The organism is Streptomyces sp. NBC_00096, from assembly GCF_045041305.1.
In the GTDB taxonomy this organism is placed as follows: domain Bacteria; phylum Actinomycetota; class Actinomycetes; order Streptomycetales; family Streptomycetaceae; genus Streptomyces.
In genome coordinates this window covers 3,193,492-3,212,442 of sequence record NZ_CP108221.1, presented here as the reverse complement: position 1 = coordinate 3,212,442, position 18,951 = coordinate 3,193,492, and the positions used below count along the sequence as shown (strand labels likewise).

17 protein-coding genes and 3 tRNA genes are annotated in these 18,951 nt (G+C 72.0%); 16 read left to right on the top strand and 4 right to left on the bottom strand.

What is annotated here, in order from left to right; translation table 11 throughout:
* Positions 1–17: 17 nt before the first annotated feature.
* Positions 18–104 (top strand) — tRNA-Ser (locus OG904_RS14000).
* Between the two features lie 242 nt (positions 105–346).
* Entirely contained in the window at positions 347–1,240 is an 894-nt protein-coding gene (locus tag OG904_RS13995; RefSeq protein WP_405490779.1) for a hypothetical protein, read from the top strand.
* A 124-nt stretch (positions 1,241–1,364) separates the two neighbouring features.
* Here OG904_RS13995 and OG904_RS13990 read toward each other — a convergent pair whose 3' ends face one another.
* Positions 1,365–1,754, bottom strand: a complete 390-nt coding sequence (locus OG904_RS13990; protein WP_405490777.1) for a hypothetical protein — start codon at positions 1,752–1,754, stop codon at positions 1,365–1,367.
* Between the two features lie 586 nt (positions 1,755–2,340).
* Here OG904_RS13990 and OG904_RS13985 point away from each other — a divergent pair.
* The 9 genes from OG904_RS13985 to OG904_RS13945 all read left to right on the top strand — a co-directional run bounded on the left by OG904_RS13985 (position 2,341) and on the right by OG904_RS13945 (position 11,487).
* Positions 2,341–2,760, top strand: coding sequence for a DUF6344 domain-containing protein (locus tag OG904_RS13985; protein WP_405490775.1), 420 nt, complete (start codon positions 2,341–2,343; stop codon positions 2,758–2,760).
* Between the two features lie 778 nt (positions 2,761–3,538).
* Positions 3,539–3,850 carry a hypothetical protein gene (locus OG904_RS13980; RefSeq protein WP_405490773.1) on the top strand — a complete coding sequence of 104 codons (312 nt, stop codon included), beginning with the start codon at positions 3,539–3,541 and terminating at the stop codon, positions 3,848–3,850.
* A gap of 192 nt (positions 3,851–4,042) precedes the next feature.
* Positions 4,043–5,305 (top strand): acyl-CoA dehydrogenase family protein, encoded by a 1,263-nt coding sequence (locus tag OG904_RS13975; protein ID WP_405490771.1) that lies wholly within the window; start codon positions 4,043–4,045, stop codon positions 5,303–5,305.
* Entirely contained in the window at positions 5,302–6,336 is a 1,035-nt protein-coding gene (locus OG904_RS13970; RefSeq protein ID WP_405490769.1) for a bifunctional MaoC family dehydratase N-terminal/OB-fold nucleic acid binding domain-containing protein, read from the top strand. Before OG904_RS13975 ends, OG904_RS13970 begins: the two co-directional genes overlap by 4 nt.
* Complete coding sequence (locus tag OG904_RS13965; RefSeq protein ID WP_405490767.1) at positions 6,336–7,382, top strand: acyl-CoA dehydrogenase family protein; 1,047 nt, start codon at positions 6,336–6,338, stop codon at positions 7,380–7,382. Before OG904_RS13970 ends, OG904_RS13965 begins: the two co-directional genes overlap by 1 nt.
* Positions 7,379–7,828 (top strand): MaoC family dehydratase, encoded by a 450-nt coding sequence (locus OG904_RS13960; RefSeq protein WP_405490765.1) that lies wholly within the window; start codon positions 7,379–7,381, stop codon positions 7,826–7,828. The genes OG904_RS13965 and OG904_RS13960 overlap by 4 nt, the downstream gene beginning before the upstream one ends.
* Positions 7,825–8,991 (top strand): lipid-transfer protein, encoded by a 1,167-nt coding sequence (locus tag OG904_RS13955; protein WP_405490763.1) that lies wholly within the window; start codon positions 7,825–7,827, stop codon positions 8,989–8,991. Before OG904_RS13960 ends, OG904_RS13955 begins: the two co-directional genes overlap by 4 nt.
* Positions 8,992–9,125: 134 nt before the next feature.
* Positions 9,126–9,659, top strand: a complete 534-nt coding sequence (locus tag OG904_RS13950) for a SigE family RNA polymerase sigma factor (RefSeq protein ID WP_405490761.1) — start codon at positions 9,126–9,128, stop codon at positions 9,657–9,659.
* Between the two features lie 178 nt (positions 9,660–9,837).
* Complete coding sequence (locus OG904_RS13945; protein WP_405490759.1) at positions 9,838–11,487, top strand: long-chain fatty acid--CoA ligase; 1,650 nt, start codon at positions 9,838–9,840, stop codon at positions 11,485–11,487.
* Positions 11,488–11,549: 62 nt separating this feature from the next.
* On the opposite strand, the gene OG904_RS13940 is transcribed toward OG904_RS13945, so the two are convergent.
* The 3 genes from OG904_RS13940 to OG904_RS13930 all read right to left on the bottom strand — a co-directional run bounded on the left by OG904_RS13940 (position 11,550) and on the right by OG904_RS13930 (position 16,091).
* A complete protein-coding gene (locus OG904_RS13940; protein ID WP_405490757.1) occupies positions 11,550–12,128 on the bottom strand; it encodes an antibiotic biosynthesis monooxygenase in 579 nt (192 codons plus the stop codon).
* A gap of 13 nt (positions 12,129–12,141) precedes the next feature.
* Positions 12,142–15,543 (bottom strand): PAS domain-containing protein, encoded by a 3,402-nt coding sequence (locus tag OG904_RS13935; protein ID WP_405490755.1) that lies wholly within the window; start codon positions 15,541–15,543, stop codon positions 12,142–12,144.
* Between the two features lie 119 nt (positions 15,544–15,662).
* Entirely contained in the window at positions 15,663–16,091 is a 429-nt protein-coding gene (locus OG904_RS13930; RefSeq protein ID WP_405490753.1) for an SSI family serine proteinase inhibitor, read from the bottom strand.
* A gap of 185 nt (positions 16,092–16,276) precedes the next feature.
* Here OG904_RS13930 and OG904_RS13925 point away from each other — a divergent pair.
* The 5 genes from OG904_RS13925 to OG904_RS13905 all read left to right on the top strand — a co-directional run bounded on the left by OG904_RS13925 (position 16,277) and on the right by OG904_RS13905 (position 18,850).
* Positions 16,277–16,367 (top strand) — tRNA-Ser (locus OG904_RS13925).
* A 272-nt stretch (positions 16,368–16,639) separates the two neighbouring features.
* Positions 16,640–16,712: transfer RNA gene (locus OG904_RS13920), tRNA-Arg, on the top strand.
* Between the two features lie 343 nt (positions 16,713–17,055).
* A complete protein-coding gene (locus OG904_RS13915) occupies positions 17,056–17,421 on the top strand; it encodes a PH domain-containing protein (RefSeq protein ID WP_405490751.1) in 366 nt (121 codons plus the stop codon).
* Positions 17,422–17,525: 104 nt separating this feature from the next.
* Positions 17,526–17,960 carry an Lrp/AsnC family transcriptional regulator gene (locus tag OG904_RS13910; protein WP_405490749.1) on the top strand — a complete coding sequence of 145 codons (435 nt, stop codon included), beginning with the start codon at positions 17,526–17,528 and terminating at the stop codon, positions 17,958–17,960.
* Positions 17,957–18,850 (top strand): DUF2797 domain-containing protein, encoded by an 894-nt coding sequence (locus tag OG904_RS13905; RefSeq protein ID WP_405490747.1) that lies wholly within the window; start codon positions 17,957–17,959, stop codon positions 18,848–18,850. Before OG904_RS13910 ends, OG904_RS13905 begins: the two co-directional genes overlap by 4 nt.
* Positions 18,851–18,951: the final 101 nt, after the last annotated feature.

The window sequence follows — 18,951 nt, the reverse complement described above, 5'->3', positions numbered from 1 at the left end:
GTACTCTGTACCCGCCAGGTGGGTTGCCCGAGCGGCCTAAGGGAACGGTCTTGAAAACCGTCGTGGCAGCGATGTCACCGTGGGTTCAAATCCCACACCCACCGCAGATCAGAGAAGCAGCACGTCAGACGGGGTGTCCTGGAACGGGGCACCCCGTCCGCGTTCCCCCTGTCTCCCCCTGATCCGGACCCGTACCGGCGCTGACCAGCGGGTCTGCGTCCCCCGGCACGGCGTGCGATTGGGGGAAGGGCGGGACGGGGCCGCCGCCCTAGGCTCTCCGGTCGAGGAAGCCGTGACGCAGCGGGCGGTGGGGCTCCCGCTGAGAGGAGGCACAATGGAGACATCCTTGGTGTCGACGGAGCAATTCACGTCGTGGGTGGAGGACCAGGATGTGGCCGACGTGCTGATTCCCGCGATCTACGACGGGACGTCGGACAAGTTCGAGATCGGGAAGCTCGACACGGACGACCTGATGACGGCGCTGCTCATGTCCGGCCTGCCGCAGAACCAGCGGGTGACCGGGGAACTCCTGACCCCGCAGAATTGGCTCGCCCTGCTCACGCTTCACTTCCCGGAGAAGTTCGACAAACTGCCCCAGGCGCCGGCGTGGCAGCAGGGCGGTCTCACGTTCACCTCTCCCAGCACGACAGACGGGATCGGTGGAACCACGAGCCTGGGCGAGGCCCTGAGTGGCGATGCACACCGCCCCGAACAGATGGACCTCGATCCCCACGTGTCCATCACGTCGGTGGACCCGGTGGATGCCGAGAAGTTCCTGGGAGTCGTACGCGACGGGTGCCTCCACACCCACGACGGCCTCTACCCCATCGACAGCAACGGTGCCAAGCTGCGCTATCTGTTGCGGATCGACGACGTGGGCCCGCGCCTCTACGTCGACCAGTGCCTCGGTGCCCAGGACGCCGCCACCGCGGGTGGCCTCGGAATAGTCCAGTACCCCACGCTCTCCTCGCATGCCCAGATCGACGGGCAGATCGCCTGCGCGGGTGACGTGATCGTCGCCGCCGGCAAGGTGACGTTCATCGACAACCACAGCGGCACCTACCAGCCCACGGGCAAGAACCTGGGTGCCGTCCTCAAGTTCGCCAAGACGCTCGGAATCCTCACCGACCGGACAGAGTTCGAGCAGTTCGTCAGCCAGCCCAACGGCAAGGTCGACAAGGGGCTGTCGGTCCTCCTGAACCGGGCGGCGGTATGGGAAAGGCTGAACGCGGAATTCTGACCGCGCAACAGTTGCACCCCTGCTGCGTCCGGGCTCCTGCTGGATTCAGGTCCGCGGACGGGTCAGTAGTCCTTGAGGGTGATCGAGTTCGCGGCCTTCTGGATCGGCTCCATGACCTCGGCCGTCATCCGCTCCTTGCCGGGCAGGCGGCCCAGGACGGAGAGGACGGCCAGCTGGAGGACTCACCGGCATACGCGTCCACCAGCAGCTTCTTCTGCTGTGAGACGTCGTGACGGTCGTAGTCCAGCGGGCCGGAGGCGAAGAGGAACATCGCCTTCGCGCCGGTGTCCTTCGCCGTGCTGTACGTAAGGGCCGTGCGCAGGGGGGAGACGTAGGTCAGTTCCCAGCGGTCGAGGTCGAGGTGGTTGGGGACGCTGTAGATCGAGACGTAGTAGCCGGGGTCACGGATGAACCGCCCCTCGGGGCCGAAGACCAGCGCGCGGGTGTTGGAGTGCAGCCCGTCGGCGCCGACGACCAGGTCGAAGGCGCGGTGCGCGCCGCTGTCGAACAGCACCTCGATGTCGTCCTCGGTCTCCGTGGCGGACGTGATGGAGTCGCCGAAGAGGTACTCGACGCCGTCCGCCCCGTCGACGCTGCGGTCGTGGAGGATCCGGTTGAGGTCGCCGCGCAGGATCTCGGCGTCGTGGCGAGCGCGGCACCCCGGATGCCGATCTTGTAGCCGCCCTCCCGGAGCGCGGCGGCGCGCTCGACGACCGTCGATCGGAAGCCGTGGCGGCGCAGCCCGTAGGCCAAGGCGGTGCCCGCGATGCCGGCACCGGATTTCAGTACGTTCTGGTTCCGCATGGAAATCAGGTCCCCCGACCATGAGAAGAAGATCCGTCGCGCTGCTCGTGGGCCAGGCTGCGAGCGCCGACGCAATGTCAACATCCAGCCAGAGATGGGCAGATGGAGATCTGCCGTCAGGAACTCGATCAGGTTGCGGGCGCTGATTCGGCTGGTGCGAATCGTGTGATTAGCCCCTTTGAGTGGTGTTTGTCGGAAGATCGGCGCGGGGCGTCGCGGCGCTCCGGTTGCGCTCGCATCATGACGAATGTATTCAGATCCGCCCGTCGGAACATTCGTGGAATGAGGGAACCGTCATGGCTCACCGCAGCACCATCACGTCGATCTGGACCACCGTCCTCGCAGCGCTCGTGGCGCTCTTCACCTCCCTCGGCTTCGGTGGCAAGGCCGCCCCGGCCGCCGCCGCCTCGCTCTCCTCCCCCGCCACCGCCCCGGCGGCCGCCGCGGCGCACCGGCCGGCCCTCATGGCCCGGCGGACCTGGCGGGCGATGATGCGGGGTGGTTCGCTCCCGCCCACCATCAAGCAGCGCATCCGCGCCGAGGCGCACGGCAAGACCCCGTCCGTCCGCCGCTCGACCACCGCCCTCGCCGCCGCCTCCGGATCGGGTTCCGGTTCCGCTTACGAGGCCGGCGTCGACGACGGCGTCCGTACGGCCGCGATCGCCGCGGCGGTCCGTGTCGGAGCCGCCCGCCGGGGGCTGGCGCTCGCCGCGTAGCCGGACCGCCGTACGGGATGCGGGTGGACCGCCGTAAGGGATACGGGCGGACAGCCGCGGCGCACGGCAAGCAGGGACTGCAGACGGCAAGCGGGGAACCGCACGCAGCACGCAGTACGCAGGAGAAGGCGCAAGGCAGCAGGCAGCAGGCAGCGGGCAGCAGGCGCGCAGGACATGGCGGTCAGTACGTCGGAGACCGACGCCGGCCGGCCCGCAGGAGACGGCAGGTAGCAGGTGGCAGGCAACAGGTACTAGGAAGCAGGCGGCGAGCCGTAAGCAGCAGGCGATGCGCGGCACGTACGAGTACGTCAGCAGGCGCTGGAGCCCGGTCGGTCGGTGTGAGCAGGCCGCGACCGCGGATCGCGCCGTGAAGGTGCCCCGGACCGGGGCGCAGTGGGGTTGCCCCGGCGGACGCCGGGGGCGCGCAGGGGGCGTGAAGCTTGGCAGGGCAGGGCCGCAGGCCCGGGAGACGGTGGGGTTCCCGGACGGCGCGGCTCCTTTCGGCATGTCCGGGGAGCGGCGGTTTGAGGGAACGCTTCACCCCTTGCGCGGCAGGGGTTTCAGCGGTTCTCGAGGCCCTGACCTGGGCTGCCGGGGCGCGAATGAGGTTTATCCGATGTTGGTCATGCTTGCGGGGGAATCGAGGACTCCGGGGTGGTTCGCCGGGGATTCGGTGGGCAACTCTGGTTCCGCGACGTCGTCACCACACGGAACGACTGAGGCGGTCGGCCAACTGCCTTGGAGCACACCCCACTTCGGTTTTCTGGAGGATTCAGACATGGCAAGCATCCGTACCGCCCGCGTCATCGCCGCCGTCGCCGCTCTCCCCCTCGCCGTCGCCCTCTTCGGCGGTGTCGCGTCGGCCGACAACGGCTCCTTCGCGAACGACGGATCGAATGCGAGCGTCGCCAGCATCATCGGCAGCGGCGTGGGTGGCAGCAACCACGGCAACTCCTCCACCTCACAGCAGGTGGCCACCGGATCCGGCGCGTCCAACCAGAACAACACCGCGCAGGTCAACGGCTCGGCCTTCACCGCGATCGAGCAGCACAACTCCACTGTCGCGGTGAACTTCTACCCCTGGTGGTAGACGCGGCTTGAGCCGCGCTGACTGTTGAGGGCGCCTGTGCGACCGGACCGGCTGGGGTCCGGTAGCGCGGGTGCCCTCGGGCGTTGCGGGCCGCGGGCCCGCTCCTCGCCGCCGTTCCCGGCCTTGACATCCACCTGGAATCTGACGGACAGTCAGGTCCACTTGATGATGTGATGCCGGGAGGCCAGCGCCGTGCACCTCGCCCCGACCGAAGGCCAGTTGCGGCTCCGCGCCGAACTGCGTGAGTACTTCGGAAACCTGCTGCCGGACGGGGTGCCCGAGGACCCCGCCGAGCGGCGCACCCTACTGCGCCGGATAGGCGCCGACGGACTCCTGGGCCTCGGCTGGCCCGTCGAGTACGGAGGCCAGGGCCGCGGTCCCGACGAACAGTTCGTGTTCTTCGACGAGGCCTACCGGGCCGGCGCCCCCGTCTCCATGGTCACCTTGAACACCGTCGGCCCGACCTTGATGAAGTACGGGACGCAGGAGCAGAAGGACTACTTCCTGCCCCGGATCCTCAAGGGCGAGATCGTCTTCGCCATCGGCTACTCCGAGCCCGAGGCCGGCACCGACCTCGCCTCCCTGCGGACCAGGGCCGTACGAGTCGCCCGCGAGGCCGGCGGTGAGAGCAGCGCCGCCGCCACCGCGAACGCCATCACCGCGAACGCCGCCACCGCGAACGTCACCGCCACCACCGACGGCACGGACGGCCCCGGGGACTGGCTGATCGACGGGCAGAAGATCTTCACCTCCAACGCCCAGAACGCCGACTGGATCTGGCTCGCCTGCCGCACCGACCCGGAGGCCCCCAAGCACAAGGGCATCTCCATCATCCTGGTGCCCACCGACGATCCCGGCTTCGCCTGGACCCCGATCGACACCGTCGGCGGCCTGACCACGACCGCCACGTACTACGACTCCGTCCGCGTGCCCGCCGGCAACCTCGTCGGCCCCGAACACGGCGGCTGGGGCCTGATCACCAACCAGCTCAACCACGAACGCGTCGCCCTCGCCGCCATCGGCATGCAGGCCGAGGACTTCTACCGGGGCGCCCTCGATCACGCCCGCACCCCCGACCCGGTCACCGGCGAGCGCCCGGCCGACCGGCCCTGGGTGCAGGCACGCCTCGCCGAAGCCCACGCGCGCCTCGCCGCCGTACGCCTGCTCAACTGGCGCCTCGTCCAGGACGTGGGCGCCGGCACCCTGGCCCCGGGCGACGCGAGCGGCGTGAAGTTCCTGGGTACCGAGTCCACCGTCGAGGTGTACCGGATCTGCCAGGAGGTGGTGGGGGAGGAGGCCCTGGTCCGGGGATCCGGGCCCGGGTTCTTCGCGGGCGGCGAGCTGGAGCGGATGAACCGGGCCGCCCAGATCAACACCTTCGGGGGCGGCGTCAGCGAGGTCCAACGGGAGATCGTCGCCATGATGCGGCTCGGGATGAAGGGGAGGAAGCGATGACCGCCACGGCCGACAGGGGTGAAGCGGGAGCCGGACCGGCCGCCGCAACAACGCCGGGAGCAGAGCCCGGAACAGACCCCGAAGCCGCCCGCTTCCACGAGTTGCTCAAGGCCTTCGAAGGCCAGCCGGCAGCCACCGCCGCACAGGGCAAGGACGCCGTCAACGAGCCGATGATCCGCCACTGGTGCGAGGCGATGGGCGACACCAACCCCACCTACGCCGGGCCGGACCCCATCGCCCCGCCCACCATGCTCCAGGCCTGGACGATGGGCGGACTGTCAGGACACGGCGACCGCGCCTCGGCCTACGACGACCTCCTCGCGCTGCTCGACGGCGCGGGCTGCACCTCCGTGGTCGCCACCGACTGCGAGCAGGAGTACCTGCGGTCGCTGCGCCCCGGCGACGCGATCACCTTCGACGCCGTCATCGAGTCGGTGTCGGCGCGGAAGGCCACCAAGCTGGGCACCGGCCACTTCGTGACCACCCGCATGGACGTCCACGCGAACGGCGAACCCGCCGGGACCCACCGCTTCCGGATCCTCAAGTACGCCCCCGCGGCGAAGAACCCCTCGAATCCGTCGAAGCCCGCCACGCCCGCGGACCCCGCCCGGTCCGCCCGGTCCGCACCACCCGCCCGGCGCCCCCGCCCCGTGATCAACCGCGACAACCAGGGCTTCTGGGACGGTGTCCGCGAGCACAAGCTGCTGATCCAGCGCTGCACCGCCTGCGCGACGCTCCGCTTCCCCTGGCTCCCCGGCTGCAACGGCTGCGCGAGCCCGGACTGGGACACCGTCGAGGCGTCCGGCGAAGGCACGGTCTTCAGCTACGTCGTCATGCACCACCCGGCCTTCCCGGCCTTCGCCCCGCCCTACGCGGTGGCCCTGGTCGAGCTCGCCGAGGGCGTCCGCATGGTCAGCAACATCACCGGGGTCCCGTACGACAAGGTCCGCATCGGGCTGCCCGTGCGACTGGAGTTCCTGCGCGTGGACGAGGAACTGGAACTGCCCGTCTTCCGGGGGAGTGAGGGCTGATGGACTTCCACCCCACCGAGGAACAGGCCGCGGCGGCCGGTCTCGCCGCCCGGATATTCCGCGACCTCGCCACCCACGACCGCCTGGCCGCCGCCGGCACCGGCGGCGACGCCGAGCTGTGGAAGGCCCTCACCGCCGCCGGACTGACCGCCGCCGTCGAGGACGTCGGCCTGCTCGGCCTGGTGCTCCTGCTGGAGGAACAGGGCCGCACGACCGCGCAGGTCCCGTACGCCGCCACGTGCGTCTACGGGATCCTCGCCCTGGCCCGCCACGGCAGCGCCGGGCAGCGCGCCCGGCTGCTGCCCGCACTGGGCTCCGGAGACGCGGTGGCCACCGGGGCCTTCCCGGACCGTGGCCGCATCACCGCCTCCCCGGACGGCCGCCTCACCGGCACGGCACCCGCCGTGCCCTGGCTGCGCGAGGCCACGCACGTCCTCGTTCCGGACGCGGCGGGCGATCTGTGGCTCGTACGGACGGACGCGCCCGGAGTGCGCACCGCGGCGGTGGAGACCACCGCGCCCTGGTCGGCCGGGAGCCTGACGCTGACCGGTGCCCAGGCGGAACGGGTCGGCGCGGAGGGTGCCTACGCGGACGTGCTGGCCATCGCCCGAATCGCCTTCGCGGGTCTCCAGGCAGGCGTCTGCGCGGGCTCGCTGGCCCGCGCCGTGGAGTACACCTCCACCCGCGAACAGTTCGGCCGGCCGCTCTCCACGAACCAGGGGGTCATGCTGCGCGCGGCCGACGCGTACATGGACACCGAGGCGATACGGGTCACCGCGTACGAAGCGGCCTGGCGCGTCGACGAGGGGTTCCCGGTCGGCGAGCACGCGCTGACGGCGGCCTGGTGGGCCTCGGAAGCGGGCAAGCGGGTCGTCCACGCGGGCCAGCACCTGCACGGCGGGATGGGCGCCGACCTCGACCACCCCGTCCACCGGCACTTCCTGTGGGGGCGCCAGCTCGACGCGTACCTGGGCTGCGGCAGCGAACTGCTGGCCGAGCTGGGCGCGCTCCTGTCCGAAGACGCGCCCGAGGGGGACGACGCATGAACATCGGCGACACGCTGGCGCCGCTGGAGATACCGGTGAGCCGCACGCTGATCGTCTCGGGTGCGATCGCCTCCCGCGACTACCAGGACGTGCACCACGACGCGGAGCTCGCCCGGGAGAAGGGCTCCCCGGACATCTTCATGAACATCCTCACGACCAACGGTCTGGTCGGCCGGTACATCACCGACCGCCTCGGCCCGGGCGCGGTCCTGCGCAAGGTCGCGATCCGCCTCGGCGCACCCAACTACCCCGGCGACACCATGACGCTCACCGGCACCGTCACCGCCCTCGACGGGAACACCGCCGAGATCCGCGTCCTCGGCGCCAACGGCATCGGCCACCACGTCACGGGCACCGTCACCGTCACCCTGGACACCGCGCCGGACGGCCCCGCCGCCGGCACCGTGCCCGACAGCACCCTCGACAGCCCGGAGGGCACGCCATGAGCGTCCGTACCCGTGACGAGCTCGGCGGCCGCGCAGCCATCGCCGGCATCGGCGCGACCGAATTCTCCAAGGACTCCGGCCGCAGCGAGCTCAAGCTGGCCGTCGAGGCCGTGCACGCCGCCCTGGACGACGCCGGGCTCACCCCGGCCGACGTCGACGGCATGGTCACCTTCACGATGGACACCAGCCCCGAGATCACCGTCGCCCAGGCGGCCGGCATCGGGGACCTCTCCTTCTTCTCCCGCATCCACTACGGCGGCGGCGCCGCCTGCGCCACCGTCCAGCAGGCCGCCCTCGCCGTCGCCACCGGGGTCGCGGAGGTCGTGGTCTGCTACCGCGCCTTCAACGAGCGCTCGGGGCGCCGCTTCGGCTCCGGCGTCCAGCAGCGCGAACCCTCGGCGGAGGGCGCGGCGCTCGGCTGGTCGCTGCCGTGGGGGCTGCTCACCCCGGCCTCCTGGGTGGCCATGACGGCCCAGCGCTACCTGCACACCTACAACCTGACCCCGGAGGCCTTCGGCCACGTCGCGGTCACCGACCGGCGGCACGCCGCGAACAACCCGGCCGCCTACTTCCACGGCAAGCCCATCACCCTGGCCGATCACGCCGCGTCGCGCTGGATCGTCGAGCCGCTGCGGCTGCTGGACTGCTGCCAGGAGACGGACGGCGGCCAGGCCATCGTCGTCACCACCGCCGATCGGGCCCGCGACCTGCGGCAGAAGCCCGCCCTGATCACGGCGGCCGCACAGGGCGCGGGCCGCCGCCAGGAGGCCATGACCTCCTTCTACCGCGACGGCCTCACCGGGCTGCCGGAGATGGACGTGGTCGCCCGCCAGCTGTGGAGGACCAGCGGACTGCGCCCCTCGGACATCGACGTCGGCATCCTCTACGACCACTTCACGCCGTTCGTGCTGATGCAGCTGGAGGAGTTCGGCTTCTGCGCCCCGGGGGAGGCGGCCGATTTCGTCGCCGCGGACGCGCTGCCGCTCAACACCCACGGCGGCCAGCTGGGGGAGGCGTACCTGCACGGCATGAACGGCATCGCCGAGGCCGTCCGCCAGCTGCGCGGAACCTCTGTCAACCAGGTCCCAGGCGCCGCGCACGCCCTGGTCACGGCCGGTACCGGGGTCCCGACCTCCGGCCTGATCCTCGGCGCGGACGCCTGACCACCCGTGAGGGGAAGCCCCGCCTCCTCCACCTTCAGGAGGTGGGGCGAGCCCCACCCCTACAACCTGAGGGGGATCCCCCTTCGGGACTTCCGGCCGATCCCAGGGGCCCGCGCCGCTCCTAGCGTGGAGCCATGACCACGCCTGTGTGCACGCTCGCCTCGAATCCGACGCCGTACCCGTCGTTCTCGGCGTACGTCCGGACCCGCGGCACGGTCCTGATGCGGACCGCGCGCTCGCTCACCGCCAACCCCTGCGACGCCGAGGACCTCCTCCAGACCGCCCTGGCCAAGACCTACGTCGCGTGGGACCGCATCGAGGACCATCGCGCCCTGGACGGCTATGTCCGCCGGGCCCTGGTCAACACCCGCACCAGCCAGTGGCGCAAGCGCAAGGTCGACGAGTTCGCCTGCGACGAGCTCCCCGAGGCCGACGAGCCGCCGGCCGCCGACCCCGCCGAGGCACAGGCGCTGCGCGACGCGATGTGGCGCGCGGTGACCCGGCTGCCCGACCGGCAGCGGGCGATGGTCGTCCTGCGCTACTACGAGGACATGAGCGAGGCCCAGACCGCCGAGCTGCTCGGCGTCTCGGTCGGTACCGTCAAGAGCGCCGTCTCCCGGGCACTGGGCAAGCTCCGCGAGGACCCGGAACTGACCCCGGTCCGCTGAGCCGCGTGCCCTCCGAGCGATGTTTCACGTGAAACATCGGCAGGGTTCCTGCAACAGTTCCTCCCCTGGTTCCTCCAGTAGTTTCTACCGCTGGGTAGTGACATGCCGACCGGTACGTGCGCAGAATCGGCAGCATCCGTAGCCGCCGCAGCGCCGCAGCGCTCACCGGGAGGACGCTTTGCTGAGCACCATGCAGGACGTACCACTCCTCGTCACCCGAATCCTCCAGCACGGGATGACGATCCACGGGAAGTCCCAGGTCACGACCTGGACAGGAGAGGCCGAGCCGCACCGCCGGAGCTTCGCCGAAATAGGCCTCCGTGCCACCCGCCTGGCCAACGCCCTGCGCGACGAGCTCGGCGTCCAGCAGGACGACCGCGTCGCGACCCTCATGTGGAACAACGCCGAGCACGTCGAGGCGTACTTCGCGATCCCCTCCATGGGCGCCGTCCTGCACACGCTGAACCTGCGGCTCCCTCCCGAGCAGCTGGTCTTCGTCGTCAACCACGCCGCCGACCGGGTCGTCCTGGTCAACGGCACCCTGCTGCCGCTGCTCGCACCGCTGCTGCCGCACCTGCCCACGGTCGAGCACGTCGTGGTCGCGGGCATCGGCGACCGCTCCGCACTGGCCGGCCTCGACGTGCGCGTGCACGAGTACGAGGAGCTCCTGGCGGGCCGCCCGGACACCTACGCCTGGCCCGAGCTGGACGAGCGCCAGGCCGCGGCCATGTGCTACACCTCCGGCACCACCGGAGACCCCAAGGGCGTCATCTACTCCCACCGCTCGATCTACCTGCACTCCATGCAGGTCAACATGACCGAGTCGATGGGCCTGACCGACAAGGACACCAGCCTCGTCGTCGTCCCGCAGTTCCACGTCAACGCCTGGGGTCTGCCGCACGCCACCTTCATGACCGGCATCAACATGCTGATGCCGGACCGCTTCCTGCAGCCCGCCCCGCTCGCCGAGATGATCGAGCGGGAGAAGCCCTCGCACGCCGCGGCCGTCCCCACCATCTGGCAGGGACTGCTCGCCGAGGTCACCGCGAACCCGCGCGACATCAGCTCGATGAAGCAGGTCACCATCGGCGGCTCCGCCTGTCCGCCCTCCCTCATGGAGGCGTACGACAAGCTGGGCGTCCGCGTCTGCCACGCCTGGGGCATGACCGAGACCTCCCCGCTGGGCACCATGGCGCACCCGCCGGCCGGGCTGAGCGCGGAGGAGGAGTGGCCGTACCGCCTCACCCAGGGCCGGTTCCCGGCGGGCGTCGAGCCGCGGCTGGTCGGCCCGGCGGGCGAGGTGCTGCCCTGGGACGGCGAGTCCGCGGGTGAGCTGGAGGTCCGCGGCGGCTGGATCGCGGGCGCCTACTACAACGGCGTGTCCGGCGAACCGCTGCGCCCCGAGGACAAGTTCAGTGCGGACGGCTGGCTCAAGACCGGTGACGTCGGCGTGATCAGCCCCGACGGCTACCTCACCCTCACCGACCGGGCCAAGGACGTCATCAAGTCCGGCGGCGAGTGGATCTCCAGCGTGGAGCTGGAGAACGCGCTGATGGCCCACCCCGAGGTCGCCGAGGCGGCGGTCGTCGCCGTCCCGGACGACAAGTGGGGCGAGCGCCCGCTGGCCACGGTCGTCCTCAAGGAGGGCGCCACCGTCGACTGCGCGGGACTGCGCGCCTTCCTCGGCCAGTCGATCGCCAAGTGGCAGCTGCCCGAGCGCTGGGCGTTCATCGAGGCGGTGCCGAAGACGAGCGTCGGCAAGTTCGACAAGAAGGTGATCCGCAAGCAGTACGCGGAGGACGCCCTCGAGGTCACGAAGCTCGACTGACCTCCGCAAGGGCTCACAGGGGTTCACAGGGGCTCACGGGGGCCCGCGGGAGCCCGCCGGGGCTACTGGCCCCGCGTGAGCCAGGGCCGCAGCAGCTTGCTGATCGCGGGCATGGCCACGTAGGTCATCAGGGTGCTGAAGACGACGGCGAACGCGGCCGTCCGCAGCACGAAGTGCAGGTTCACCAGGTACGGCCCGAGCAGCGCGTTGCCCGCGAGCGAGATCGGGAAGATGGCCAGCCCCGAGCTGATCGCCATCTTCCACCGCGGCGGCGCGGGCCGGGCCGTACCCGGCTTCGCGAACCAGGTCTCCATGCCGTGCAGTTCGCGCCGGGCTATCTCGGTGTGGTGGTGGCCGAGGCAGTTCGAGAACCACGCGGCGCGCTCGGCGGAATCCTGCCACCGCTGGAAGGCCGCGTGGTTGCGGAACCGGTGCACGAGGAACCACGGCCCGCCCTCCACGGCCGGGCGGAACAGCCCGTACCCGAGGTGGTCGGGGAAGGCCGAGGCCGTCTCCAGGATCCCGTGGGCCCAGGCCTCGAAGTTCTCCTCGTGGCCGGGGTCCACCTGCCGGGCTATGAGCAGGCTGACCTCCCCGTTGTCGGCGGGGACGGTCTGCTCGCTCGTGTCGGTGATGGCCATGCGGCCAGGATGGCTAGTTGGTGCCGATCTTGGCCAGCAGGTCCACGATGCGGCCCTGCACGTCGGCCGTGGTGGACCGCTCGGCGAGGAACAGCACGCTCTCGCCCGAGGCCAGCCGCGGCAGTTCGGCCTCGTCGATCCCGGTCGCCGTGTAGACCACCAGCGGGGTGTGGTTCAGCTGCCCGTTGGCACGGAGCCAGTCCACGATCCCGGCCCGGCGGCGGCGTACCTGCATCAGGTCCATCACCACCAGGTTCGGCCGCATCCGCGTCGCCAGCTCCACCGCGTCCGTGTCGGCGTCGGCCCGCGCGACCTGCATCCCGCGCCGCTCCAGGGCTGCGGTCAGCGCGGTCGCGATCTCGTCGTGCTCCTCGATCAGCAGCACCCGGGAGGGGTGCTGCTCGCTGTCGCGCGGCGCGAGCGCCTTGAGCAGGACGGCCGGATCGGCGCCGTACGCGGCTTCGCGCGTGGCGTGCCCCAGCCCCGCCGTGACCAGTACGGGCACCTCGGCGGCCACCGCGGCCTGGCGCAGGGACTGCAGGGCGGTCCGGGTGATCGGCCCGGTCAGCGGGTCCACGAACAGCGCGGCGGGGAACGCAGCGATCTGCGCGTCGACCTCCTCGCGGGAGTGCACGATCACCGGGCGGTAGCCGCGGTCGCTCAGGGCCGCCTGGGTCTGCGCGTCGGGCGCGGGCCACACCAGGAGCCGGCGCGGGTTGTCCAGCGGCTCCGGCGGCAGCTCGTCGTCCACGGGACGCGGCACGGGCCGGTTGACCACCTCGACGGCGCCCCCGGGGCCGTCCAGCGGCTCGGGACCCTCGTCGGATCCCGCCTCGGGGGCCCCTATGGCGAAGGCACGGCCCTGGGGCGCGGGCTCCGCGAGCCGGCGCCGCCGCCCGGAGCCGTTGGTGTCGGTGGAGAGGCCCCGGCCGAGGGTCCCCAGCGCCCGGACGCTGATCGGCGCCCCGGCGGCCTCCGCCGGGGTGTCCTGCGGCTGGCGCGCCCCGGGCAGGGCGATCTGACCGGAGCCGTCCTCGTCCTCGGGGGCGGTACGGGCCGCCGGAACCGGCCAGGCCGGGGTGGCGGGCAGCGCGCGCCGCCGCCCGGTCGGATGCGTCTCGGAGGCTACGGGGCCCTGCGCGCCCGCGTCCGGCAGCCCGGCACCGGCTTCGGGGTCGGCGGGGGGCGAGCCCAGCACCCGGCGCCCACGCCGCCCGCCCGCGGCTTCGGAGTCGGCCTCGGCGGGAGCACCGCCGGAGCCGGCCATGACGGAACCCTGCGGCGGCTGCGCGGCCGCCGTCGGACCGGGGGGCAGCGCGAAGCCGCCCTCGGGGGCGATGGGCCGCGGCACCGCGGGAGCCGCCAGCCCGGTCGCCGGCACGGGGCCGCCCGGCTGCGCCGGTCCCACGGTGCCGAGGGCCCGGCGCCGCCCGGCGGGATGCTCGGTCAGCGGCACGGGGGGCAGGGGAACCGGGGGCACCGGCATGGGACCCACCGGCATCGGCGGGAGCGCGGGCAGCGCCGTCCCCTGCGGGGGCACGGGCCGCCCGGGGCCACCCTGGCCGCCGCCGTCGGGCTCACCGCTGCCGCTGCCGTCGCCGTTCTGGCCACGGCGCCGCCCGGTGCCGCTGCCACCCAGGCCCGCCGGGTTCACCGGGGACTGCGCGAGCTCCGCGGGAGCGCCGTCGCCGGGCCGCTCCCCGGCGCCCGCCACGGCCTCGCCGCCGCGGCGCCGCCCGGACGGCAGCGCGAGCGCACCCCCGCCCTCGGCGGCCTGGCCCGCGCCCTTCGCCGTACCGGTGGACCCCGGTCCGGCACCCTGGTCGGAGCCCTGATCGGAGTCGTCCAGGAACGCGTCCACGCCGCGCCGGGCCCGCCGGCCACCGGAGACCTGCCCCGGGCCGCCCTCGGCCCCTGGCGCCGCCGGGGGAGCCGGCTCCGGCTCAGGCAGGGTGACCGTCCCGGCTCCCGCACCCAGCGGCAGCTCCAGCACGTAGGCCCCGCCGGGCGCGCCCGGTACCTTCACCGTCTGCAGCACGCCGCCGTGCGCGGCCACGATGCCCCGCACGATCGGCTCGTGCACCGGGTTGCCGCCCTCGTACGGCCCGCGCACCTCGATCCGTACGACCTCGCCGCGCTGCGCGGCGGCCACCACGATCGTCGAGTCCATGTACCCGCTGCCCTGGCGGGTCTTGCCGGTGGCGTCCACCCCGGCGACGTCCGCGACCAGGTGCGCGAGGGCGGTCGCGATCCGCTCCGCGTCCACCTCGGCCTCGATGGTCGGGGCGTGCACGGCGAACTGCGCGCGCCCGGGGCCGATCAGCTCGACCGCGCCGTCGACACCGGCCGCGACGACCCCGTCGATCAGCACCTTCTTCTTGCGGAGCTTGTCGCTCCCCGCGTCGAGGCGCTGGAAGCCGAGCACGTTGTCGACCAGCGTGGTCATCCGGGAGTAGCCGGCGGCCAGGTGGTGCAGGAGCTGGTTGGCCTCCGGCCACAGCTGCCCCGCGTCGTCGGCGGCCAGCGTGGCCAGCTCCCCGCGCAGCTCCTCCAGAGGTCCGCGCAGGGAGTCGCCGAGTACGGACAGCAGCTGGGCGTGGCGCGCGGCCAGCGCGTCGTAGGAGCGCCGGTCGGTGAAGGTCATGACGGCGCCGACGAGCTGCTCCCCGTCCCGGACGGGCGAGGTGGTCAGGTCCACGGCGACGGGCTGTCCGGCCTTGTTCCACAGCACCTGGCCGCGGACCCGGTGCTTGCGCCCGCTGCGCAGGGTGTCGGCGAGCGGGGACTCCTCGAAGGGGAACGGCGAACCGTCGGCGCGCGAGTGCTGGACCAGCCCGTGCAGTTCGCGGTTGCCGAGGTCGGTGGCGCGGTAGCCGAGGATCTGGGCGGCGGCCGGATTGACCAGCACGACCCGGCCGTCGGTGTCCGTGCCGACGACGCCCTCGGCGGCGGCCCGCAGGATCATCTCGGTCTGGCGCTGGGAGCGGGCCAGCTCGGCCTCGGTGTCCACGGTCTGCGAGAGGTCCCGCACGACGAGCATCAGCAGCTCGTCACCGGTGTACGAGGGCTGCGGCTCGCGGTAGGCGTCACGGCCGTCCAGATGGGCGGCGGTGACCTCCACGGGGAACTCGCTGCCGTCGGTGCGGCGCGCGGTCATCCGTTTGGGGCGGGCGCGGCCGCCCTCGTCCTCGCCGGGCCGGCGCATGGAGCCGGGGATCAGCTTGGAGTCGAAGTCGGGCAGGAGGTCGAGCACGCCGCGGCCGACGAGCCCGGTTCCGGGACTCTCCATGACCTCGAGGGCGATCGAATTCGCGTTGACGACCGTGCCGTTGGCGTTGACGAGCAACAGCGCGTCCGGAAGAGCGTCGAGTATTGCTGCGAGGCGAGCAGCGCCTCGGGATGGCCTGCTGCTCACGACGAGCTTCCTCCCTGACCACAACTACCGGCATGTCACGGGAGGAGTCTAAGGGCACCGGCTCCCGGCGAGGGGGCGGATGTGCCGTGGACACCGCCCCGGCGGCACATCGTCCCAGGTCAGGAACGCCCACGTGGAAGGACAGGTTCCAAGTCGTTCCAACGGTGGATCTCACATCCGTTCGTCCGGCTGAACTCCGACTGCACCCTGTGGCCGTGCCAGGTCCCGCTGATCCGGGCGGTGGCCCGGCCGCCGTCCTGCATGGTGCAGAGCTCGTCCTTGTCCTGGGGAGCGAAGGGGTCCTTGCCCGCGCGCGCGAGGGCGTCGAGGCGGGCGCAGGCGTCCTCGCCCCGGGGGTGGTTGCCGCCGACCGGGTCGCACTCCAGCCGGTACTCGCCGTCGGCCCGGGGGTTGCCGGTGCCGGAGACGGCGATGGTGAGCCGGTCGGGAGCCGCCAGCAGCCGCCCCAGGGGCGGCAACGGGGGAAGGGGCCCCACCGCCGCCGTGGCCAGAGCGGAGGTGACGGCGAAAGCGGCGAGACGCAGCATGGGGCACTCCAGGTCGTCCGTACGTCGTACGACAGACCAACGACGGGCCACCTCCGACGTTCCGCGGGAAGGGGGCTTAAGGCTTTGCCCTGCGGGCCGCCCTCCTTGTACCGTGGGAGCGGATTGGTGACGGGCCCCTGGCCTGTGTCATCATCTGCACGCACCTTCGTACGCGAGGGTGTGCTGGAGGCGTCGCCTAGTCCGGTCTATGGCGCCGCACTGCTAATGCGGTTTGGGGCTTACCCCCCATCGAGGGTTCAAATCCCTCCGCCTCCGCACTTCACGAAGCCCCGGTCCTTGCGGACCGGGGCTTCGGTGCGTTCGGGGTCCGGGCGGGTGGCCTTCGAGGTCCCTACGGGTGATCTTCCGGCTCCCGGCCGGCGGCGTCCGGGGCTCGGCCACCCGTGCCGCGGCCCCAGCTGGATGATCTTCTTCTGGCCCGTTTCCGCAGGTCAGGCCGGGTGGGGCTAATGGATTTCGCGTCCCGGCGAGGTCCATGTATTGTTGTTCTCGCAAGGCCAACGGGGCGCAAAACCCCGGCCAGCCAAGCACTCGTAGCTTAACGGATAGAGCATCTGACTACGGATCAGAAGGTTGCAGGTTCGAATCCTGCCGAGTGCACATAGATCGAAGGCCCCCTGGACATCGTCCAGGGGGCCTTCGGCGTCAGTGGGTGACATCGAGGTTCTCGGCCTGCCCCTCGGGCGCACCGGATGCGGGTCCACGATCGACCCGAACCCCTCGACCGGACCCCGCCTTTGATGCAGCTGACAGGGGCCTCTTGGGTTGTCCTCCTCAGTGATGAGGCCTGGCTCCGGGGAGCTACGGGGACAGATGGCTCCGCCGGGTGACGCGGGGCCGGGAACCGTCCCGATACGGTTCTTGGAGATCGACTCGGCGGGGATCGGCTCACCGGAGGTCGACCCACGGAAGACCGGCTCACCGGGAAAGCAGGGGGACTCTCATGGGACTGTTCGGGAACGCGCACGCCGTGGATCCGGCGTCGGCGCACCGCGAGTACGCGCGGCTGCTGGGGCAGGGGGAGCAGGTGCACGCCGCCTATCTGCTGATCCGCGACACGATCCTGTTCACCGACCGGCGGCTCGTGCTCATCGACAAGCAGGGGCTCACGGGGAAGAAGGTGGAGTACCACTCGATCCCGTACCGGAGCATCACGCACTTCTCGGTGGAGACCGCCGGTCACTTCGACCTGGACGCGGAGCTGAAGATATGGCTCTCCGGGAGCTCGGAGCCGATATCGAAGACCTTCACCAAGGGCGTCAACATCTACGAGGTCCAGGCGATCCTGACGCAGTTCGTCGCTCGGTAGCCGGGGCGGATCGGGGGGAGTCGAACTCTGTTCGGCCTGGGGGAGGAATCTCCATATCAGGTACCGTCTCCCGAGGGTTTTCGGGGACGTGGGAGGAAGTTCGCGTGGACGACATCGACCGGGTGCTGCTCCAGCGCCTCCAGGAGGACGCGAGTCAGCCGTACGCGGCGCTGGCCGCCGCCGTGGGGCTCTCCGCGGGAGCCACCCACGAGCGCGTACGCAAACTGCGCGAGCGCGGGGTCATCCGGCGGACCACGGTCGAGGTGGATCCGGCGGCCGTCGGCAGCGGGGTGCTGGCCTACGTGATGGTCGACTCCTCCGCCTGGATGGGTGACTCCCGGGCCGCCTTCGAGGGGATCGCCGAGATCCAGGAGGCACACATCATCGCCGGCAGCGCCTCCCTCATGGTCAAGGTCCGCACGGGCACCACCGAGCAACTGCAGGACGTCCTGCGCCGGCTCTACGCCATCGACGGTGTCAGCGGGACGCAGGCCACCGTCGTTCTGGAGACCTTCTTCGAGCGACCCCTCCCCCTGTGACCTGGTGGTGCACCGGCATCCGGTGGATCGACGGCCGCCCCGCCATCGGCTGGTACGGGCGGGGAGCGGGACGGGGGGAGCGCAGCAGTCCCCTCGGGTACGGGCAGACGCTCGCCTTCGCCGCGCGGGGGGAGCGGCGCTGCCTCGGCGTCCGGCGGGCCGGGCGGTGGACGCCGTGCCCGACGGAGCGGACCGTGCCCGGACGGGCCGGGAGCGCCCAGTGCCCCGAGTGCGCCCGTCTGGACCGGTCCTTCTCGGTGGCCGCGGACACCAACGCCGCTGATCCGCGTACCTATCGGGTGTACCTCGCCTGGTTCGGGCCCGGGCTGGTCAAGGTCGGCATCACCGCCGAGGAGCGCGGGTCCGCCCGGCTGCTGGAGCAGGGCGCGGTGGCGTGGGCCTGGCTGGGGCGCGGGCCGCTGATGGCCACCCGCCGGACGGAAGAGCTGCTGCGGTCCGCGCTCGCCGTGCCCGACCGGATCGCCTACGCCCGCAAGCGGTCCGTACGGGCCGGTCTGCCGCCGGAGCCCGAGCGGGCGGCGGAGGTCGCGGCCCTGCACGCGCGCGCGTCCGCGCTGGAGGGGTGGCCGGAGTCGCTGGAGCGGCTGGTGTGCGAGGTGACCGACCACGCCGGGGCGTTCGGGCTCGGGGCGCTGCCCGCTCCCGCCCGGGTGGTCACCGAGATGGTGTCCGGCGGGAGCGTCGCGGGGCGGCTGGCCGGCGCGGCCGGACCCGATCTGCACTTCGCGGACGGGCTGGTCCTGGACACCCGGCTGCTCGCGGGATGGGAGCTGGTGGCACCCGGAGAGGGCGGCGCCACCGATGTTCCGGTGGCCGTGATCCCGCCCGTCGCGCAGGCGGGCCCCGCAGCGCAGGCGGGGCTGTTCTGACCTCTCGGGGCAGAGCGCTGGGGAGCGCTGGGGAGCGGTGGCGCGCGGTGGGGAGAGGTGGGACCAAGGTCAAAACTTGGATCCCTTTGGCCGCCCGCGCC